The sequence below is a fragment of the Streptococcus sp. SCPM-O-B-15294 (M123) genome (assembly GCF_058200455.1).
In genome coordinates, this window is the sequence record NZ_JBYQGU010000003.1 from 1 (window position 1) to 18005 (window position 18005).

An 18005-nucleotide genomic window follows, 5' to 3' on the forward strand; every position below is an offset into this window, starting at 1 on the left:
TAAAGTGCTAGTTTTTTTCGTTTATAAATAGTCTGCGTAGGCTTTTTCGAGTTTGGTCAGGAGTTCTTGTTTTTCCTTGTCGCTAGCAAAGGAAGCTTGGATAGCATCGACATTGTGCTGGTAAAAGTCAGCTGGCGTTGTATGGAAGTAGCGATGGTAGAGTTCATATTCCTTGGTCAAATCTGTATCAGAAACGGTTCGGTTATCTGTGTTGATACTGATATGGGCCTGAGCTTCCTTCATCTTGAGGTAAGGGAACTCTTCCACAGTGGCAGCAGCCTTGGTTTGGAGGTTACTGGTCAAGCAAAGTTCACCAGTAACCCCATTTTTTACAAACTCTTTTAGAAGTTCTGGTTCGTCAGCTAGCAAGGTCACGTGGCCATTTCGTTTGATGCCATAGGCCATGGATTGAACGACATTGGCTGGGCAGTGACACTCACCTGCGTGAAGGGTCATGGGGCGGTTGTAACATTTGACTTGTTGGATGAGGGCATCAATGGCTTGTGGTGGGTAGTGGTGCTCATCGCCAGCAAAGTCAAAGCCAACAAAATCCTGATCCCTAACCTGGTTGGCTTCTGCAAGGATGCGAGAGGTGAGCTCTTGATTGGACTGGCGCATGCCACAGACTAAGGCTTTCGCGACAATGCCAAATTCATCCTGGGCTTGGCGTAGACCATCGCAGACAGCATCGATAATTTCTGGGACGGTAAGTCCTTGGTCCATGGACAATTCTGGGGCAAAACGAACCTCGATATAGAGGACATTCTCCAGAGCAGCTTGCTTAGCGACATCGTAAGCAGCAAGGGTCAAGGCTTCCTTGGTCTGAAGAAGAGGGCGAATGTAGTCAAAGGCCTCCAAATAGTCCAAAAGATTCTCACAGTGGGCAGGTGCGGTGACATGGTGCTTGAGCTCTTCATCGCTAGCAGGCAGGTCGATAGTTGCCATGGCTGCCAATTGGCGAATGGTCGGAAGAGACAAGGAACCGTCTAAGTGGCAGTGTAGTTCTGTCTTTGCCAAACTATGAAAATCGATCGTGGACATGATTTTTCTCCTTCAAAATGTATTTTTTCTATACTATCATTTTGCCAAGAAAAGTCAAGTAAAGCCAGCGTAGCAGATTTTTGAAACTAGCGATGGGATTTGATATGCTAGTAGTAACATAGACAAAGGAGAAAAGAAATGTCAGATTATCAATTACCAGAAGTATGGGAAGCACCGAGCCAAATGGGAGGAGCCTGGGGTGGCTTGAACCAACCAACAGCAGGTGCCCGCTTTGAACAGACTCTTCCAAAAGGTGATCAGCCTTTCCAACTCTATACCCTTCCAACACCCAATGGGATTAAGGTGACCATTATGCTGGAAGAATTGAAAGAGCTTGGAGTGGAAGCTGGTTATGATGCTTATCGGATTAAGATTGGCGAGGGAGAACAGTTTGGTAGTGACTTTGTAGCCATCAATCCCAACTCGAAAATTCCAGCTATGTTGGATCAATCAGGAGAGGAAGCCATTCGGGTCTTTGAATCAGCCAATATTCTCTTGTATCTAGCAGAGAAATTTGGACAATTGCTTCCTACAGATCCTGCTAAACGGACAGAAGTGCTCAACTGGCTCTTCTGGCAGACAGGGGCTGCACCTTTCTTAGGTGGAGGCTTTGGTCATTTCTTCCACTATGCGCCTGAGAAAATCGAGTATGCCATCAATCGCTTTGCCATGGAAGCCAAACGCCAATTGGATCTGCTTGATAAGGAGCTCGCAAGTAAGCCTTATATCGCAGGGGATGACTATACCATTGCAGATATCGCCATCTGGTCTTGGTATGGTCGTCTAGCCCAAGACAAGGTCTGGGACCGTGCAGGAATTTTCCTAAATGTGAAGGAATACAAGCATTTGCAAGCCTGGACAGAGAAAATCGCCAATCGCCCAGCTGTAAAACGTGGCTTGGAAGTGGACTATAAGGAAATTAATCCGTAAGAAAAGGGCGCCGTTGCGCCTTTTTTTAATGGTGTAAACATGGTATACTAAGGAATGGAATAAAAGTATAGAAAGAAGCACATGGAATTTACGAAATTATCAAATCGCTTGGACTTGGTGGCTAGCTTCGTCCCAGCTGGAGCGAGTCTGTTGGACGTGGGGAGTGACCATGCTTATCTGCCAATCGCCCTCTTACAAGTAGGCAAGATTGAGGCTGCCATTGCTGGTGAAGTGGTTGAGGGACCATATCAGTCTGCCCTCCAAAATGTAGCGGATAATGGCTTGGAGGACAAGATTGAGGTTCGCCTGGCCAATGGCTTGGCTGCCTTTGAACCAGTAGACTGCATTTCTTGTATCACTATTGCAGGTATGGGAGGACGCTTGATTGCGGATATCCTAGCGGCAGGCCTTGAAAAATTAGCCAATGTCTCTCGCTTGGTCCTGCAGCCCAATAATCGAGAGGATGAACTGCGGGCTTGGTTAGTAGACCATGATTTCCGCATTGTTGATGAAGCTATCTTGGAAGAAAATGAGAAGTTCTATGAGATCCTCGTGGTGGAACAGGGTTCTCAAGAGTTGTCAGCCAAGGAATTACGCTTTGGTCCCTATTTGATGCAGGAACAAGCTCCAGCCTTTGTCCAAAAGTGGTCCAAGGAAGTGGAGAAATTGGCCTTTGCCTTGGAGCAAGTCCCAGTTGAGAATCAATCTGCCAGAGCATCATTAGAAGAGCGCATCGCACAAATCAAGGAGGTCCTAAATGCTAGCAAGTGAAGTCATCAAACGCTATGAAGCCTATTGTCCTCAGGAGCTTTCCATGGAGGGAGATGTCCGTGGCCTACAGGTCGGTACCCTGCAAAAAGACATCAAGAAGGTCATGGTTGCCTTAGATATCCGCGAGCAGACGGTGGCTGAAGCCATCGCTCATGGAGTGGACTTGATCATCGTCAAGCACGCGCCGATTTTCCGTCCCATCAAGGATTTGGTAGCCGATCGGGCTCAAAATCAGATCTATATTGACCTGATCAAGCATGATATCGCAGTCTATGTCAGCCATACCAATATTGACATTGTCCCAGATGGTCTCAACGATTGGTTCTGCCAGCTCTTGGACATTGAAAATACAGAGCCCCTCAGTATGACGGGAGAAGGAATCGGAATCGGCCGCATCGGTCAGGTGTCCGCCCAAACCTTTGGTCAGTTGGCTGAAAAGGTCAAAGAAACTTTTGGACTAGATGCTTTGCGCTTGGTCAGTTATGACCAGACTGACCTGGATCGGGTTATTGAGCGTGTCGCTATCTGTGGAGGAAGTGGCCAGTCCTTTTACAAGGATGCTCTTGCTAAGGGGGCTGAGGCCTATATCACAGGAGATATCTACTATCACACGGCTCAGGATATGCTGAGCGATGGCCTCTTGGCCTTGGATCCAGGACACCATATCGAGGTTCTTTTTGTGTCAAAATTAGTAGATAAGCTCAATCAGTGGAAGGCTGAGGAAGCCTGGGAGATTGAAGTGATTGGCAGTCAAGCCAGCACCAATCCTTTTTACCATATCTAAGGGGTCAAGATGAAAGTTGCCATTATCGGTGCAGGGATCGTGGGATCGACTGCAGCCTATTATTTATCCAAGAAAGCACAGGTGGATGTGATCGTCTATGATCATGGAGTCGGCCAAGCGACCAAGGCGGCTGCTGGCATTATTAGCCCTTGGTTTTCCAAACGGCGGAATAAGGCCTGGTATCGTCTGGCTCGTCTGGGAGCTGATTTTTACCAAGAATTGGTAGAAGACCTGGCCAAGGACGGTATTCATACAGATTTTTACCAGCAGACCGGTGTCTATCTCCTCAAGAAAAAGGAGGACAAATTAGAGGAACTCTATCAGTTGTCACTGAGTCGTCGGGAAGAATCTCCCTTGATCGGGGACTTGGCGATCTTAACAAAAGAAGAAGTAGCTCAGCAATTCCCAGGGCTGCAAGGTTTTGAAAGGCTGCTCTATGCATCAGGTGGTGCTCATGTAGAAGGAGCCCTTCTGACAGAAACCCTTCTTAAAGCCAGTGGGGCGCGAGTGATCAAGGAAGAGGTTGCTCTATCAGTCTCGGATCATGGCTATCAGATAGCAGGAAAGAGCTATGACCAAGTTATCCTAGCAACAGGAGCCTGGTTGGGGCAAATCCTCGAGCCACTTGGTTACCAAGTCGATGTCCGTCCCCAAAAAGGACAGTTGAGGGATTATCAGCTAGACCTAGATACTGATGACTATCCTGTGGTCATGCCGGAAGGAGAGCTGGATATCATTCCCTTCCAAAAGGGCAAGATCAGTATGGGAGCCACTCATGAAAATGAGATGGGCTTTGACCTGACGGTGGATCAAGCTCTACTCAATCAGATGGAAACAGAATCCTTGGCCTACTATCCAGAACTAGCTCAAGCGGAAGTCGTCGGCGAGCGCGTGGGAACTCGTGCCTACACCAGTGATTTTTCACCATTTTGGGGAGCTGTTCCTGATCGAGCAGGCCTCTATGTCGCTAGTGGACTTGGTTCGTCTGGCCTCACAACAGGTCCCCTCATTGGGTGGCACCTGGCCCAACTAGTGGTAGGAGGAAAGGTGCGCTTAGATCCAGCAGATTATCCAGTTGAACAGTATGTGAAGAAGTAGGATGGGACAAAAGTCCTAGCCTCTCAATTTTCTTTGGATTGTCGAGCAAGACGCAGTGGTTGAGTGGGCTCTACTACGCTGATTTCATCAGCTTTTACAGCCCTACTCAACTGTGCGGAGGTGGGACGACGAAATCGAATTCTAACGAATTACCGATTTCTGTCCCACTCTCTTTTTTTCGAAAGACCTTTCTTCATTCGGATAAAAATAGTAGAATAGAACAAGTGAAGCAACAAGAAAATGGGAGTTGTTATGAATTGGTTTCAATCACAATCCGTGGTCTTACAGGCCTTTCTCGCAGGATTGTTTACATGGGGCTGTACTATTATCGGGTCAGCCATCGTTTTTTTCTTCAAGCATATTAGTCGTAAATTACTGGACATCATGATGGGTTTTGCGGCAGGGGTCATGATTGCGGCCTCGTTTTGGTCGCTCCTGCAACCGTCTATTGAGTATGCGGAAAAATCATATGGGAGCCTGGCTTGGTTTCCGGCTGCGATCGGTTTTTTAGCTGGAGGATTTTTCCTCCGCTTGATCGATGCCATCGTCCCTCACCTTCATATGAGTAAGGAGATTGAGGAGGCTGAGAGTATCCATACACCTCGGGAGAAGAAGTTGTCGAAAACGACCCTACTCTTTCTCGCCATTACTATCCACAATTTTCCAGAAGGCTTGGCGGTCGGGGTTGCCTTTGGAGCTCTGGCTAGCAATCCTAGTCCAGAAGCCTTTATCGGGGCGGTTGGCCTGGCCATTGGGATTGGTTTGCAGAATATCCCAGAAGGAGCTGCTCTCTCGATCCCGATTCGAACGGATGGGAAATCCCGTCTCAATGCCTTTTATTGGGGATCTATGTCAGCCATCGTCGAGCCCATCGGAGCTCTGCTAGGTGCAGTAGCGGTCATATCTATGACGGCCATCTTGCCTTACGCCCTCTCCTTTGCGGCAGGTGCGATGATCTTTGTAGTGGTCGAAGAGTTAATCCCAGATTCCCAGACTAACGGCAACACAGATGTTGCGACCCTCGGTCTCATGGTTGGATTTGTCATTATGATGATCCTCGACGTCGCTTTGGGATAAGGAACTGAAAATGAGAGCATCAGGACAAGCTCTCTTTTTGATTGCTGTTATTGTCTTTGAGAAAAAAATAGTCAGATACAGCTCAAAGGGTTCTTCATTAGTAAGGAGTATCGTCTTATGGTAAAAATCAAGTTTATAAAGAAAAGCAAAAGGATGATGAGTGTCATCGCTTTGGCTCTCCTTTTTGCAATTGGGTTTTCTTTGTTTTACGTGAATAAAAAATTAGAGGAAAAGCAACGCAACAGAGAGTATGAAGTCAGCCTTGTGAAGACCTTGAAGAATTCTTACAAGGGTATTGAGGAGATTGAGATTCTAAATCCATCCTATAGCTCCATTCCTTCAGACGCATGGGGAGCTGAAGTGAAACTCACATTTGTTGACGGGACTTGCAAGAAACATGAATTGGCTTATGATAAAGATGCGAATAAAATTAAGATAGGGGTCTATCATTATGAAGATGAGGAATTTCAGAGTTTTATGGATTCTAGGAGAGGCACGACAAAATCAAGAGTAAGAGTAAGATATTCTGACGGCTCAGAGGAGAAGCAGTGATTAGTGTATAAATGGATGCCAGGGAGCCTTAGTTCAGGTGTCCTATTTGAACCGCGAGAAAGAAGATAGCTAACAAGACTAGAGCGTCTATATCTTGTCATCACCTTGTAGCATGGAAACAAGGTGACTTTTTTATATAAACATGATAAAATAGGGGTAATGAATACGTAGAAAGGCCTAACATTATGAAAGGTATTATTTTAGCCGGTGGTTCGGGTACTCGTTTGTATCCTTTGACTCGTGCCGCTTCCAAACAGTTGATGCCCATTTACGACAAACCAATGATTTACTACCCATTGTCAACTCTTATGTTGGCAGGGATCAAAGAAATCTTGATTATCTCAACTCCGCAGGATCTTCCTCGTTTTGAAGAGCTTCTTGGAGATGGTTCTGAACTTGGTATTTCCCTCTCTTATGCAGAGCAACCAAGCCCAGATGGCTTGGCACAAGCCTTTATCATTGGAGAAGATTTTATCGGTGACGATCATGTTGCCCTCGTTCTTGGAGATAATATCTTCCACGGAAATGGTCTAACCAAGATGTTGCAACGGGCTGAAGCCAAAGAAAAAGGGGCGACTGTCTTTGGTTACCAAGTCAAAGATCCAGAACGCTTCGGTGTGGTAGAGTTTGATGATGATATGAATGCCATCTCTATCGAAGAAAAACCAGAACATCCAAAATCAAACTTTGCGGTGACAGGACTTTACTTCTATGACAATGATGTCGTAGAGATTGCTAAAAACATCAAACCAAGTCCTCGTGGCGAGCTTGAAATCACAGATGTCAACAAGGCTTATTTGGAGCGTGGAGATCTCTCTGTTGAGCTCATGGGCCGTGGTTTTGCTTGGTTGGATACAGGAACTCATGAAAGTCTCTTGCAGGCTTCTCAATATATTGAGACTGTTCAACGCTTGCAAAACGTCCAAGTTGCCAACCTTGAAGAAATCGCCTATCGCATGGGTTATATCACCAAAGAACAAGTTCATGAATTGGCGCAACCGCTGAAGAAAAATGAATACGGACAATACTTGCTCCGTTTGATTGGAGAAGCTTAATGACAGAACAATTTTTCGGAAAAGAATTAGCAGCCCGCAAGATTGAAGCCATCCCAGGCTTGTTGGAGTTTGATATTCCAGTCCATAGGGACAACCGTGGCTGGTTCAAGGAAAACTTCCAAAAAGAAAAAATGCTTCCTCTTGGATTTCCTGAAAGCTTCTTTGCGGAAGGCAAGTTGCAAAACAACGTTTCTTTCTCACGCAAGCATGTTTTACGTGGTCTGCATGCAGAACCTTGGGACAAGTACATTTCTGTGGCAGATGAAGGAAAGGTTCTTGGCACTTGGGTAGACCTTCGTGAAGGTGAAACATTTGGGAACACCTATCAAACTGTGATCGATGCCTCTAAAGGGATTTTTGTTCCTCGTGGCGTAGCCAATGGTTTCCAAGTTTTGTCTGACAAAGTAGCCTACAGCTATTTGGTCAATGACTACTGGGCATTGGAGCTCAAGCCAAAATATGCTTTTGTCAACTATGCAGACCCAAGCCTAGACATCCAATGGGAAAACTTGGAAGAAGCAGAAGTCTCAGAAGCAGACAAGAACCACCCATTGCTCAAAGACGTCAAACCCCTAAAAGCAGAAGATTTGTAAAAATAAACCTTGCACAGTATTTTTGCGACTGCAAGGAGCCTGGTAGGATTGTTCCTGCCCTAGTGGAAACAAGATTGCCGTAGGGAATCTTGTAGGGAAATCCGGAGACTTCGGCTCCGGATTTAGCCATGAAACCGAAGGGTTGCTGGCGTCCCTCACTAGCCAAAGGAACAATCAAAACTAAAAATTATTTGGAGAAAAAATGACTGAATACAAAAACATCATCGTAACCGGTGGCGCTGGTTTCATCGGTTCAAACTTCGTACACTATGTTTACAACAACCATCCAGACGTGCATGTGACTGTCCTTGACAAACTCACTTACGCAGGTAACCGTGCCAACATTGAAGAAATCCTTGGGGACCGTGTTGAATTGGTTGTGGGTGATATTGCTGATGCAGCATTGGTTGACCAATTGGCTGCTAAGGCTGATGCGATCGTCCACTATGCGGCTGAAAGCCACAATGACAATTCATTGAATGACCCATCACCATTTATCCATACAAACTTCATTGGTACTTACACACTCTTGGAAGCTGCGCGTAAATACGATATTCGTTTCCACCACGTATCAACAGACGAAGTGTATGGAGACCTTCCATTGCGCGAAGATCTTCCTGGACATGGGGAAGGTCCTGGTGAAAAATTCACAGCAGAAACTAAATACAACCCATCATCACCATACTCATCAACCAAGGCTGCTTCAGACTTGATCGTGAAGGCTTGGGTTCGTTCCTTCGGTGTTAAGGCAACCATTTCAAACTGTTCAAACAACTATGGTCCATACCAACACATCGAGAAGTTCATCCCACGTCAAATCACCAACATCTTGTCAGGTATCAAACCAAAACTTTATGGTGAAGGCAAGAACGTCCGTGACTGGATCCACACCAACGATCACTCAACTGGTGTTTGGGCTATCCTCACTAAGGGCCGTATCGGTGAAACTTACTTGATCGGTGCTGATGGTGAAAAGAATAACAAGGAAGTGCTTGAGCTGATCCTTGAAAAAATGGGACAACCAAAAGATGCTTACGACCGTGTAACAGACCGTGCTGGTCACGATTTGCGTTACGCTATTGATTCAACAAAATTGCGTGAAGAATTAGGTTGGGAACCACAATTCACAAACTTCGAAGCAGGTTTGGAAGAAACCATTAAGTGGTACACAGACAACCAAGACTGGTGGAAAGCTGAAAAAGAAGCTGTCGAAGCCAACTATGCGAAAACACAAGAAGTTCTCAAATAACAATTAGCCTCTGTCAATCAGGATTTCTGGCCGGCAGAGGCTTTTCTATATTTTTAAAATAGACTATACTGTTTTTTAGAATGCATACAAACTTTTTTTGCATAAAATAACTAGTTAATTTTTTAAAAAAAAGTGATGTCTAATGGTTCGATTCATTTATGTAGTTATAAAACTTTCCGCTGTGAGAAAAGTGCTTGAAACAATAATGTTTCAAGCACTCGGGAGTTTTGGGAGTAAAACAGTTTGGGAAACTGTTTTAGCCTGAGCCCGGAAATTAAAGAGCGAGGGGGTTCAAAACGAATTGAACACAGGCTGCGGATTGTGTCAAAAAGATAAGTTCTCCTATAATCTAAAGATTCTGCGTCAAACTTCCTATTTTGACTTTATCCGCAGACGCCCTTTGTATCTTAATTGGTCATGGAACTTCTTCGAAGTTCGCTGACGTCCGTACTCACATAAGGAAAGTTTTTTTAAAAAATACTCTTTTCTATAATAAAAAGACCAACTGGTCTTTTTATTAATTAGCAGATGATTCGGTATCAGCAGCAGATGGTGTTGTGTCTGCAGGAGCTTCACTGGCACTGGTTTCTACCTGTGATGAATCAGTTTGTTCAGAGCTTGCTTCCGATGCTTGGCTGCTGCTAGCACTGGTATCTGTTCCCGTAGCACTTGAATCAGTAGCAGATCCATCCTTTTCATGGACAACCACAACGCTAGTGGAGCCATCTTTTTTCTCCTCTGTCTTAGTCGTCGGTTTCATGATACTGTATATAGTAAAGGAAGTAACGATAATCCCGAGAAGACTAGCAATCGTTGCGACAATCATCTGGAATAAAGAAAGGCTCTGTTTCACTTTTTCGCTTCTTGATGGTCTGTAGCTGTCTTGGTGTTTTTCTTTTCGTGAGTATTGTGACATAATCTCTTTCCTCTACATTTCATATTTGGTTCTTTTATGTGAACACTTTAGTCATTATACGTTATTTTTATGAAAATGTCTAAGAAGAAATGAAAGAGGTTTTTAAAATTTCAAATTGCTTTCAAACTGGACGCTTTGAGTCTCGCTTGCCTCAGAGGACGTTTCAAAGTTTGCCTGTCCTTTTTCAGAGACGGAAATTGCTTGGTTTGTTTGACTAGGCTGGCTGATGATTTCATGGTTACTAAAACTAGAGGAGTCATTAGGAGAGATAAACTGGCCATTCGCCTGAATCTCTATCTTGTTTGGATCCGAGATAGAGTAGTCAATCTTACCCTTGAATTCCTTGGTTTTTGAAATCACTTTTACATCTTTGACACGGATGATACGACGGAACCAGCCATTGTATTCGACCAAGCATTTGAATTCGATGTGGCTATCGGATTCACCAGGGATTGGTTGGATAAGGCTCATTTCGCGGAGGCTGCCTTCATCTTCCCTAAAGTATGGTGGCTTCTCCAAGGGCTGCTGTAGGTCACACTGTCCTTTACCGTGACAGGCTAGTTGGGTAGAAGGGAGGGCAAATGGAAGTGGTGGTAGGACAGTGAGTAGTCCTCCGAGAGCAAGGCTTCCAGCTAGGGCAATGGAAAGATAGATCGGTCGTTTCATGCTTGTCTCCTTGTAACTTCAATCAGTTCCAGTTCTGGACTTGAGTAGGTCATAAAAAACAACAGGGGATCTTGTAAGCGTTTTACAAAACTCTCCATCTTCATCATAAGCTATTTTGAGAAATTTACAAGTTTTCTGTCTGAAACTAGGAACAAAATGAAGCCTGCCAAATCCTTGTCCCTCCAACCTATAAATGTTACAATAAGATGATTGAAAATTGACTAGGAGAGAGTGGAAGATGATTTACTTTGATAATTCAGCAACAACCAAACCTTATCCAGAAGCCTTGGCTACCTACACGGAAGTGGCAAGCAAAATTTGGGGCAATCCATCTAGCTTGCACAATCTGGGAAGTCAAGCGACTCGGATCTTGGAGGCATCTCGTAAGCAGATTGCTTCCCTCCTAGGCAAGAAAGCAGAAGAAATCTTTTTCACCTCAGGTGGGACTGAAGGAGACAACTGGGCGATCAAGGGAGTTGCTTTTGAAAAAGCTCCTTATGGAAAGCATATCATTGTCTCAGCTATTGAGCATCCGGCTGTGAAAGAATCAGCCCTCTGGCTACAAGGTCAAGGATTTGAAGTGGATATTGCTCCAGTTGATGCGCGTGGCTTTGTCAAAGTAGAAGAGTTGGAAAAACTCCTGCGTCCGGATACAACCCTCGTTTCGATCATGGCAGTTAATAACGAAGTAGGTTCTATCCAGCCTATTCAATCCATTGCAGACCTGTTAGCAGATCGTCCGACCATCACCTTCCATGTCGATGGGGTTCAGGCGCTGGCTAAGGTTTCAAACGCTCTATACCTACCAGAACGGGTGGATCTAGCCACCTTCTCCAGTCATAAGTTCCATGGACTTCGTGGGGTTGGTTTCCTCTATCTCAAAGAAGGGAAGAAGATTAGTCCCCTCTTAACAGGTGGCGGACAAGAAAAGGACCTTCGTTCGACGACGGAGAACTTAGCTGGGATTGCAGCGACTGCCAAGGCCTTGCGCTTGGCGATGGAGCGTCAAGAGGACTTTGAACGGAAATGTCACCAGTTGAAGGAAGTTATTCGTGAGGAATTAGCCAACTATCCAGATGTGACTGTCTTCTCAGGAGATGAGGGCTTTGCACCCCATATCCTGACTTTTGGTATCAAGGGAGTACGAGGAGAAGTCATCGTCCACGCTTTCGAAGAGTATGAGATTTATATCTCGACAACCTCTGCCTGCTCTTCCAAGGCTGGCAAACCAGCTGGAACCCTGATCGCTATGGGAGTCGATAAGGCTCTGGCGCAAACAGCTGTCCGTCTTAGCCTCGATCTCGAAAATGACATGAGTCAGGTCGAGCAATTTTTGACCAAGTTCAAACTGATCTATGAAAAGACGCGAAAGGTGCGTTAAGGAAAAGAAAAGGAAGTTACTATGCCATTAACTTATTCAGAAATTATGATCCGCTATGGGGAGCTTTCTACTAAAGGAAAGAACCGGATGCGCTTCATTAATAAATTGCGCAATAATATCTCAGATGTCTTGTCCATTTACCCAGCTGTCAAAGTGACAGCCGATCGGGACCGGGCCCATGCCTATCTAAATGGGACGGATTATGAACAGGTAGCTGAATCCCTCAAACAGGTCTTCGGTATTCAAAACTTTTCACCTGTCTACAAAATTGAAAAATCTGTCCCAGCCTTGATTTCAGCCGTTCAAGAAATCATGCAGGATATTTACCAAGAAGGGATGACCTTCAAGATTTCCAGCAGACGAAGTGACCATTCTTTTGAGTTGGATAGCTGTGAGCTCAACCAAACCTTGGGTGGCGCTGTCTTTGAAGCGATCCCAAGTATCCAAGCCCAAATGAAAAAAACGGATATCAACCTCCAAGTAGAGATCCGGGAAGAAGCAGCCTATATCTCTTATGAAACCATTAAGGGAGCAGGTGGTCTGCCAGTTGGGACGTCTGGTAAAGGCATGCTCATGCTATCTGGTGGGATTGATTCTCCAGTAGCGGGTTACCTAGCCTTGAAGCGTGGTGTGGACATTGAAGCGGTTCACTTTGCTAGCCCGCCTTATACCAGCCCGGGTGCGCTGAAAAAAGCCCACGATTTAACTCGTAAATTGACCAAGTTTGGGGGCAATATCCAGTTTATCGAGGTGCCTTTTACTGAGATTCAAGAAGAGATTAAAGCCAAGGCGCCGGAAGCTTATCTCATGACTCTGACCCGTCGCTTTATGATGCGCATTACAGACCGTATCCGTCAAATCCGTGGTGGCTTGGTCATCATCAATGGGGAAAGTCTTGGTCAGGTTGCCAGCCAAACACTGGAGAGCATGCAGGCTATCAATGCCGTGACCAATACGCCCGTCATTCGTCCAGTGGTGACTATGGACAAGTTGGAGATTATCGATATCGCCCAAGCCATTGATACCTTTGAAATCTCCATCCAGCCTTTCGAAGATTGCTGTACCATTTTTGCACCGGATCGTCCAAAGACTAATCCAAAACTCAAAAATGCGGAGAAGTATGAGGAACGCATGGACGTGGAAGCTTTAGTTGAGCGTGCGGTAGCAGGCATCATGATTACTGAGATCAGACCACAAGCAGAGACTGATGAAGTTGACGAGCTGATTGAAGGGCTGTTGTAGGAGTTTAGAAGTAGCTTTTTACTGAAAGAATCTGGAATTGTATCCATTAATGCTGAAGATAAGAGGGGGTATTTATGAACGAATGGGATTCCTTTTTGAGTGGGCTCATGGGAGCATTGTCTTGGAAAGATGGACAAGATAATGCTTTGCTGTTTGGAATGCCCAGTTGGACTTATTTACTTGGTCTCTTAGTTCATTTTCAGATTTTCCTGAGCTTGTATGCTCTCTTATTTTGGGGATTTCATTTAAGTATTAAGGAAGCTGGCTCTGTCAAGAGGGCCATGAGAAATAAATGGGAAATCATACGTCAAAGCCATAAAAGTAAGGGCAGAGCTATTTTTGCTACAATAATTGGCTCTCTTCTTATATTTATTATCTTTCCTGCTTATGAAGGATATCGTGTGACCAATGGTGTTTGGCGCTACAATTATTTTACTAATCAGACAACCGAGCTAAAAACGGCTTTAGTTACTGGTGTTGATACGGAGACAGGAGGAAGCAAGTCTACCTATTCTCGAATTACCTTCACTATTACGGTTGATGGGAAAGAGCGAAAGGTCAATGTTTCAGATAGTAATAAAAGTCTTGCCAGATCAGCTAAAAAACATTTGAAGCCTCCGATAGCTATTGAGGTTCATGTCAATCAAGAAGGGCAGATTGTATATTTGAAATAAATGGAAGTAAAGAATGAGGCTATTTACTTGAAAATCCGTTTTCATTAAATGAAATCACTTGCCAAAGGTTAGTAGAAGTGCTATACTTAGAGAGTTGACTATGCACATGCCTGTGCAACCGCTCGATCATCGTTGCTCATCCTTTGAGCTTAAGTGGTTCGTCCCACGATGCTAGGCGAGTCTTCACAAAATACGGGGAAACCCAAAAATACATAGGAGGTGCATAATGAGCACATACGCAATCATTAAAACTGGCGGAAAACAAGTTAAAGTTGAAGTTGGTCAAGCAGTCTACGTTGAAAAATTGAACGTTGAAGCTGGTCAAGAAGTTACATTTAACGAAGTTGTTCTTGTTGGTGGTGAAAACACTGTTGTCGGAACTCCACTTGTTTCAGGAGCTACTGTTGTTGGAACTGTTGAAAAACAAGGAAAACAAAAGAAAGTTGTTACTTACAAGTACAAACCTAAAAAAGGTAGCCACCGTAAACAAGGTCACCGTCAACCTTACACTAAAGTTGTCATCAACGCAATCAACGCTTAATTTTTAGGAGAACACATGATACAAGCAGTCTTTGAACGAGCCGAAGATGGCGAGCTGAGGAGTGCAGAAATTACTGGTCACGCCGAAAGTGGCGAATACGGCTTAGATGTCGTGTGTGCATCGGTTTCTACGCTTGCCATTAACTTTGTCAACTCTGTTGAGAAATTTGCAGGCTATGAACCGGAACTAGAATTAAACGAAGAAGAGGGTGGCTTCATGCGGGTCACAATCCCGACAGACATTCCACCTCATCAAAGAGAAATGACCCAACTATTCTTTGAATCATTTTTCTTAGGGATGGCAAACTTATCGGAGAACTCATCCGAGTTCGTCCAAACAAGAGTTATCACAGAAAACTAACTGGAGGAAAACAATTATGTTGAAATTGAATCTTGCTAACTTGCAACTTTTCGCCCACAAAAAAGGTGGAGGTTCTACATCAAACGGACGTGATTCACAAGCTAAACGTCTTGGAGCTAAAGCAGCTGATGGACAAACTGTAACAGGTGGATCTATCCTTTACCGTCAACGCGGTACTCACATCTACCCAGGTGTGAACGTTGGACGTGGTGGAGACGATACTTTGTTCGCTAAAGTTGAAGGCGTAGTACGCTTCGAACGCAAAGGTCGCGATAAGAAACAAGTTTCTGTTTACCCAATCGCAAAATAAAAAGCGAAGAAACGGATTTAAAAACTCTCTGATTCATCAGGGAGTTTTTTTGCTATGTCCAAATTATTAGTTGATTATCTGAACACTAATAAATCTTTCTATATTTCATAAATTTAGATCACAGAAAAAATTTTTAAAACTTTCCTTAGGTGAGTACGGACGTCAGCGAACATCGAAGAAGTTCCATGACTTAGTTTTGAACCTAAGGTTTCAAAACTCCCGAGTGCTTGAAACATGATTGTTTCAAGCACTTTTCTCACAGCGGAAAGTTTCAAAATTTGCTTGAATTACTCAATCAAATAGAAATTATTTAATACTTAAAACTTTTCTTATAATATTTATGAGTAAAAATTCAACTCCTAGTATATCTCTCTCGATTGATACCCCCATCTTTTTTCATCCTCTAGATTATGATATAATGGAGTGATATTGTTAGAAGGAAGAAGACATGAATATTCAACAATTACGCTATGTTGTCGCGATTGCCAATAGTGGTACTTTTCGTGAAGCAGCTGAAAAAATGTACGTCAGTCAGCCGAGTCTGTCTATCTCTGTGAGAGACTTGGAGAAGGAACTGGGATTTAAGATTTTCCGTCGGACTAGTTCAGGGACTTTCTTGACCCGCCGCGGGATGGAATTTTATGAAAAGGCCCAAGAATTGGTCAAGGGCTTTGATGTTTTTCAAAACCAGTATGCCAATCCTGAGGAAGAAAAGAAGGAATTCTCGATCTCGAGTCAGCACTATGATTTCCTTCCCCCTTTGATTACCCAATTCTCAGTCCTTTATCCTGAGAATAAAGACTTCCGGATCTTTGAGTCGACCACGGTTCAAATCCTGGATGAAGTGGCTCAGGGTCATAGTGAATTGGGGATTATCTACCTCAATAAGCAAAATACCAAAGGGATTATGCAACGGGTGGATAAATTGGGCTTGGAAGTCGTTGACCTGATTCCTTTCCAGACCCATATCTATTTGCGTAAGGGCCATCCATTAGCCAAGAAAGAATCCTTAGTGATGGAGGACTTAGCACACCTACCGACTGTTCGCTTTACCCAGGAAAAGGATGAGTATCTCTACTATTCGGAGAACTTTGTCGATACGAGTAGCAGTTCCCAGCTCTTCAATGTGACGGACCGGGCAACCCTGAATGGGATCTTAGAGCGGACTGATGCCTATGCGACTGGGTCTGGCTTCTTGGATAGCCAGTCGGTGAATGGGATTACGGTTATCCCCTTGATCGATGATCTGAATAATAAAATGGTCTATGTCAAACGGGAAGAGGTAGATCTCTCACCAGTGGCTGAGAAGTTTGTCCAAGTCATGGAAGCCTACTTTGATGAGAAGAGGTAGGCAATGAAGAGAAAAGTAAGTATTTTTATCAGTATCCTCCTCTTGATCCTTCTGGATCAAGCGGTGAAGGGGTATGTCGTCAAGGAGATCCCGCTAGGGGGTATGCGTCGCTTTATCCCCAAAGTAGTCAGTCTGACCTACCTAAAGAACTCAGGAGCAGCCTTCTCCATGTTGGAAAACCAACAGTGGTTCTTTACCATCATTACCCTGATTGCGATGGGGGCAGCCTTTGTCTATCTCTATCGTCATATCAAAGGTTCCATTTGGCTCTTGTTGGGATTGACCTTGATTATTTCAGGGGGAATCGGCAACTTTATTGACCGGCTCCGTCAGGGCTTTGTCGTCGATATGTTCCACTTGGATTTTATGAATTTTGCCATCTTCAATGTAGCGGATATCTATTTAACCATCGGGGTGGGACTGCTACTGATTTATCTTTTGAGAGAGGAGAGCCATGGAAGTTAGAGTAGAAGTCGCTGGAGCGCGACTGGATAAGGCCGTCTCAGAGTTGACTGAACTCTCACGTGGCTTGGCCAATGAGCAGATCAAGGAAGGAAAGATCCTCGTCAATGGTCAAGTCAAAAAGGCTAAGTATACTGTAAAAGAAGGGGATGTTATCAGCTATGAAGTCCCTCAAGTGGAAGAAGTGACCTACGAGGCAGAAGATATTCCCTTAGAGATTGTCTATCAAGATGCGGATGTCGCAGTGGTCAACAAGCCCCAGGGCATGGTGGTCCATCCAAGTGCCGGTCATACCAGTGGGACCCTGGTCAATGCCCTTATGTATCACATCAAGGACTTGTCAGGGATCAATGGTGAGCTTCGTCCAGGAATCGTCCATCGGATTGACAAGTCCACCTCTGGCCTTCTCATGGTGGCCAAGAATGATGTGGCCCATGTAGCCTTGGCAGATGAGCTCAAGGCTAAGAAGTCCCTGCGCAAGTATTGGGCTATTGTCCACGGCAATCTTCCTAACGATCGGGGTGTTATTGAGGCGCCGATTGGGCGGAGTGACAAGGACCGTAAGAAGCAGGCTGTGACAGCCAAAGGAAAACCAGCTCTGACCCGTTTCCATGTCTTGGAGCGTTTCGGGGATTATAGCTTGGTCGAGCTGCAATTGGAGACAGGACGGACCCACCAGATTCGGGTTCACATGGCCTACATTGGCCATCCGGTCGCTGGTGATGAAGTCTATGGGCCTCGCAAGACTTTGAAAGGCCATGGCCAGTTCCTCCATGCCAAGACACTGGGCTTTACCCATCCACGGACGGGAGAAGTCATGGAGTTTTCAGTGGAGGTTCCGGAGATTTTTCAAAAAACCTTGGAGCAGCTCCGTCAAGGATAAGCATTCAATCATCAAAACGAGTTTACCTCTTGAGGTTCAAACTCGTTTTTTTGTGGACAAATGGGGGTT

General features: G+C 44.7%; 21 protein-coding genes and 1 other annotated feature. Of the genes, 18 read left to right on the plus strand and 3 right to left on the minus strand.

All coding sequences use genetic code 11. The annotated features are described in order from the left end of the window. Positions 1-21: 21 nt before the first annotated feature. Complete coding sequence (gene add / locus AC3E8G_RS02895) at positions 22-1041, minus strand: adenosine deaminase (protein WP_490676978.1); 1020 nt, start codon at positions 1039-1041, stop codon at positions 22-24. Positions 1042-1179: 138 nt separating this feature from the next. Between add and yghU the strand changes: the two genes are divergently transcribed. The 9 genes from yghU to rfbB all read left to right on the plus strand — a co-directional run bounded on the left by yghU (position 1180) and on the right by rfbB (position 9150). Continuing rightward, positions 1180-1971 (plus strand): glutathione-dependent disulfide-bond oxidoreductase, encoded by a 792-nt coding sequence (gene yghU, locus AC3E8G_RS02900; RefSeq protein ID WP_490676979.1) that lies wholly within the window; start codon positions 1180-1182, stop codon positions 1969-1971. Positions 1972-2052: 81 nt separating this feature from the next. Then, the gene (locus tag AC3E8G_RS02905) at positions 2053-2742 is read left to right on the plus strand and encodes a tRNA (adenine(22)-N(1))-methyltransferase (RefSeq protein WP_490676980.1); all 690 of its coding nucleotides are present in this window, start codon (positions 2053-2055) and stop codon (positions 2740-2742) included. Beyond that, complete coding sequence (locus AC3E8G_RS02910) at positions 2729-3526, plus strand: Nif3-like dinuclear metal center hexameric protein (protein WP_490676981.1); 798 nt, start codon at positions 2729-2731, stop codon at positions 3524-3526. Before AC3E8G_RS02905 ends, AC3E8G_RS02910 begins: the two co-directional genes overlap by 14 nt. Before the next feature lie 9 nt (positions 3527-3535). Further along, entirely contained in the window at positions 3536-4624 is a 1089-nt protein-coding gene (locus AC3E8G_RS02915) for an NAD(P)/FAD-dependent oxidoreductase (protein ID WP_490676982.1), read from the plus strand. Positions 4625-4876: 252 nt separating this feature from the next. Beyond that, a complete protein-coding gene (locus tag AC3E8G_RS02920; RefSeq protein WP_490676983.1) occupies positions 4877-5701 on the plus strand; it encodes a ZIP family metal transporter in 825 nt (274 codons plus the stop codon). A gap of 117 nt (positions 5702-5818) precedes the next feature. Beyond that, positions 5819-6253: a hypothetical protein gene (locus AC3E8G_RS02925; protein ID WP_490676984.1), complete on the plus strand. Its 435-nt coding sequence runs from the start codon at positions 5819-5821 to the stop codon at positions 6251-6253. Positions 6254-6438: 185 nt separating this feature from the next. Then, on the plus strand, positions 6439-7308 hold the full coding sequence (gene rfbA / locus AC3E8G_RS02930) for a glucose-1-phosphate thymidylyltransferase RfbA (protein WP_154858332.1): 870 nt from the start codon (positions 6439-6441) through the stop codon (positions 7306-7308). Beyond that, positions 7308-7901 (plus strand): dTDP-4-dehydrorhamnose 3,5-epimerase family protein, encoded by a 594-nt coding sequence (locus AC3E8G_RS02935; RefSeq protein ID WP_490676985.1) that lies wholly within the window; start codon positions 7308-7310, stop codon positions 7899-7901. The genes rfbA and AC3E8G_RS02935 overlap by 1 nt, the downstream gene beginning before the upstream one ends. A gap of 202 nt (positions 7902-8103) precedes the next feature. Next, entirely contained in the window at positions 8104-9150 is a 1047-nt protein-coding gene (gene rfbB, locus AC3E8G_RS02940; RefSeq protein WP_006596502.1) for a dTDP-glucose 4,6-dehydratase, read from the plus strand. 517 nt (positions 9151-9667) lie between these two features. On the opposite strand, the gene AC3E8G_RS02945 is transcribed toward rfbB, so the two are convergent. After that, positions 9668-10066, minus strand: coding sequence for a DUF6556 family protein (locus AC3E8G_RS02945; protein WP_490676986.1), 399 nt, complete (start codon positions 10064-10066; stop codon positions 9668-9670). Between the two features lie 102 nt (positions 10067-10168). Continuing rightward, the gene (locus AC3E8G_RS02950; protein ID WP_490676987.1) at positions 10169-10732 is read right to left on the minus strand and encodes a hypothetical protein; all 564 of its coding nucleotides are present in this window, start codon (positions 10730-10732) and stop codon (positions 10169-10171) included. 238 nt (positions 10733-10970) lie between these two features. Here AC3E8G_RS02950 and AC3E8G_RS02955 point away from each other — a divergent pair, with 238 nt between their 5' ends. The 9 genes from AC3E8G_RS02955 (at position 10971) to AC3E8G_RS02995 (ending at position 17936) form a co-directional block, all read left to right on the plus strand. Then, the gene (locus tag AC3E8G_RS02955) at positions 10971-12113 is read left to right on the plus strand and encodes a cysteine desulfurase family protein (protein ID WP_490676988.1); all 1143 of its coding nucleotides are present in this window, start codon (positions 10971-10973) and stop codon (positions 12111-12113) included. A gap of 21 nt (positions 12114-12134) precedes the next feature. Beyond that, positions 12135-13355: a tRNA uracil 4-sulfurtransferase ThiI gene (gene thiI, locus AC3E8G_RS02960; RefSeq protein WP_490676989.1), complete on the plus strand. Its 1221-nt coding sequence runs from the start codon at positions 12135-12137 to the stop codon at positions 13353-13355. Positions 13356-13429: 74 nt separating this feature from the next. Further along, on the plus strand, positions 13430-14029 hold the full coding sequence (locus tag AC3E8G_RS02965; protein WP_238656298.1) for a hypothetical protein: 600 nt from the start codon (positions 13430-13432) through the stop codon (positions 14027-14029). Positions 14030-14135: 106 nt separating this feature from the next. Continuing rightward, positions 14136-14222 (plus strand) — a sequence feature (ribosomal protein L21 leader region). Positions 14223-14255: 33 nt separating this feature from the next. Then, a complete protein-coding gene (gene rplU / locus AC3E8G_RS02970; RefSeq protein ID WP_003007734.1) occupies positions 14256-14570 on the plus strand; it encodes a 50S ribosomal protein L21 in 315 nt (104 codons plus the stop codon). Between the two features lie 15 nt (positions 14571-14585). Then, positions 14586-14930: a ribosomal-processing cysteine protease Prp gene (locus tag AC3E8G_RS02975; RefSeq protein WP_006596492.1), complete on the plus strand. Its 345-nt coding sequence runs from the start codon at positions 14586-14588 to the stop codon at positions 14928-14930. 16 nt (positions 14931-14946) lie between these two features. After that, complete coding sequence (gene rpmA / locus AC3E8G_RS02980; protein WP_003002805.1) at positions 14947-15240, plus strand: 50S ribosomal protein L27; 294 nt, start codon at positions 14947-14949, stop codon at positions 15238-15240. Positions 15241-15688: 448 nt separating this feature from the next. Further along, on the plus strand, positions 15689-16591 hold the full coding sequence (locus tag AC3E8G_RS02985; protein WP_048690250.1) for a LysR family transcriptional regulator: 903 nt from the start codon (positions 15689-15691) through the stop codon (positions 16589-16591). 3 nt (positions 16592-16594) lie between these two features. Beyond that, the gene (gene lspA / locus AC3E8G_RS02990; RefSeq protein WP_048716749.1) at positions 16595-17056 is read left to right on the plus strand and encodes a signal peptidase II; all 462 of its coding nucleotides are present in this window, start codon (positions 16595-16597) and stop codon (positions 17054-17056) included. Then, a complete protein-coding gene (locus AC3E8G_RS02995; protein ID WP_490676990.1) occupies positions 17046-17936 on the plus strand; it encodes an RluA family pseudouridine synthase in 891 nt (296 codons plus the stop codon). The genes lspA and AC3E8G_RS02995 overlap by 11 nt, the downstream gene beginning before the upstream one ends. Positions 17937-18005: the final 69 nt, after the last annotated feature.

Excerpts from the sequence above, each read along its gene's own strand:
- rplU (WP_003007734.1), top strand. The coding sequence starts at position 14,256 with ATGAGCACATACGCAATCATTAAAACTGGCGGAAAACAAGTTAAAGTT.
- AC3E8G_RS02920 (WP_490676983.1), top strand. The coding sequence starts at position 4,877 with ATGAATTGGTTTCAATCACAATCCGTGGTCTTACAGGCCTTTCTCGCA.
- thiI (WP_490676989.1), top strand. The coding sequence starts at position 12,135 with ATGCCATTAACTTATTCAGAAATTATGATCCGCTATGGGGAGCTTTCT.
- AC3E8G_RS02985 (WP_048690250.1), top strand. The coding sequence starts at position 15,689 with ATGAATATTCAACAATTACGCTATGTTGTCGCGATTGCCAATAGTGGT.
- rpmA (WP_003002805.1), top strand. The coding sequence starts at position 14,947 with ATGTTGAAATTGAATCTTGCTAACTTGCAACTTTTCGCCCACAAAAAA.
- AC3E8G_RS02975 (WP_006596492.1), top strand. The coding sequence starts at position 14,586 with ATGATACAAGCAGTCTTTGAACGAGCCGAAGATGGCGAGCTGAGGAGT.
- AC3E8G_RS02905 (WP_490676980.1), top strand. The coding sequence starts at position 2,053 with ATGGAATTTACGAAATTATCAAATCGCTTGGACTTGGTGGCTAGCTTC.
- rfbA (WP_154858332.1), top strand. The coding sequence starts at position 6,439 with ATGAAAGGTATTATTTTAGCCGGTGGTTCGGGTACTCGTTTGTATCCT.
- add (WP_490676978.1), bottom strand. The coding sequence starts at position 1,041 with ATGTCCACGATCGATTTTCATAGTTTGGCAAAGACAGAACTACACTGC.
- AC3E8G_RS02945 (WP_490676986.1), bottom strand. The coding sequence starts at position 10,066 with ATGTCACAATACTCACGAAAAGAAAAACACCAAGACAGCTACAGACCA.
- lspA (WP_048716749.1), top strand. The coding sequence starts at position 16,595 with ATGAAGAGAAAAGTAAGTATTTTTATCAGTATCCTCCTCTTGATCCTT.
- yghU (WP_490676979.1), top strand. The coding sequence starts at position 1,180 with ATGTCAGATTATCAATTACCAGAAGTATGGGAAGCACCGAGCCAAATG.
- AC3E8G_RS02925 (WP_490676984.1), top strand. The coding sequence starts at position 5,819 with ATGGTAAAAATCAAGTTTATAAAGAAAAGCAAAAGGATGATGAGTGTC.
- rfbB (WP_006596502.1), top strand. The coding sequence starts at position 8,104 with ATGACTGAATACAAAAACATCATCGTAACCGGTGGCGCTGGTTTCATC.
- AC3E8G_RS02935 (WP_490676985.1), top strand. The coding sequence starts at position 7,308 with ATGACAGAACAATTTTTCGGAAAAGAATTAGCAGCCCGCAAGATTGAA.
- AC3E8G_RS02950 (WP_490676987.1), bottom strand. The coding sequence starts at position 10,732 with ATGAAACGACCGATCTATCTTTCCATTGCCCTAGCTGGAAGCCTTGCT.
- AC3E8G_RS02965 (WP_238656298.1), top strand. The coding sequence starts at position 13,430 with ATGAACGAATGGGATTCCTTTTTGAGTGGGCTCATGGGAGCATTGTCT.
- AC3E8G_RS02955 (WP_490676988.1), top strand. The coding sequence starts at position 10,971 with ATGATTTACTTTGATAATTCAGCAACAACCAAACCTTATCCAGAAGCC.
- AC3E8G_RS02995 (WP_490676990.1), top strand. The coding sequence starts at position 17,046 with ATGGAAGTTAGAGTAGAAGTCGCTGGAGCGCGACTGGATAAGGCCGTC.
- AC3E8G_RS02910 (WP_490676981.1), top strand. The coding sequence starts at position 2,729 with ATGCTAGCAAGTGAAGTCATCAAACGCTATGAAGCCTATTGTCCTCAG.
- AC3E8G_RS02915 (WP_490676982.1), top strand. The coding sequence starts at position 3,536 with ATGAAAGTTGCCATTATCGGTGCAGGGATCGTGGGATCGACTGCAGCC.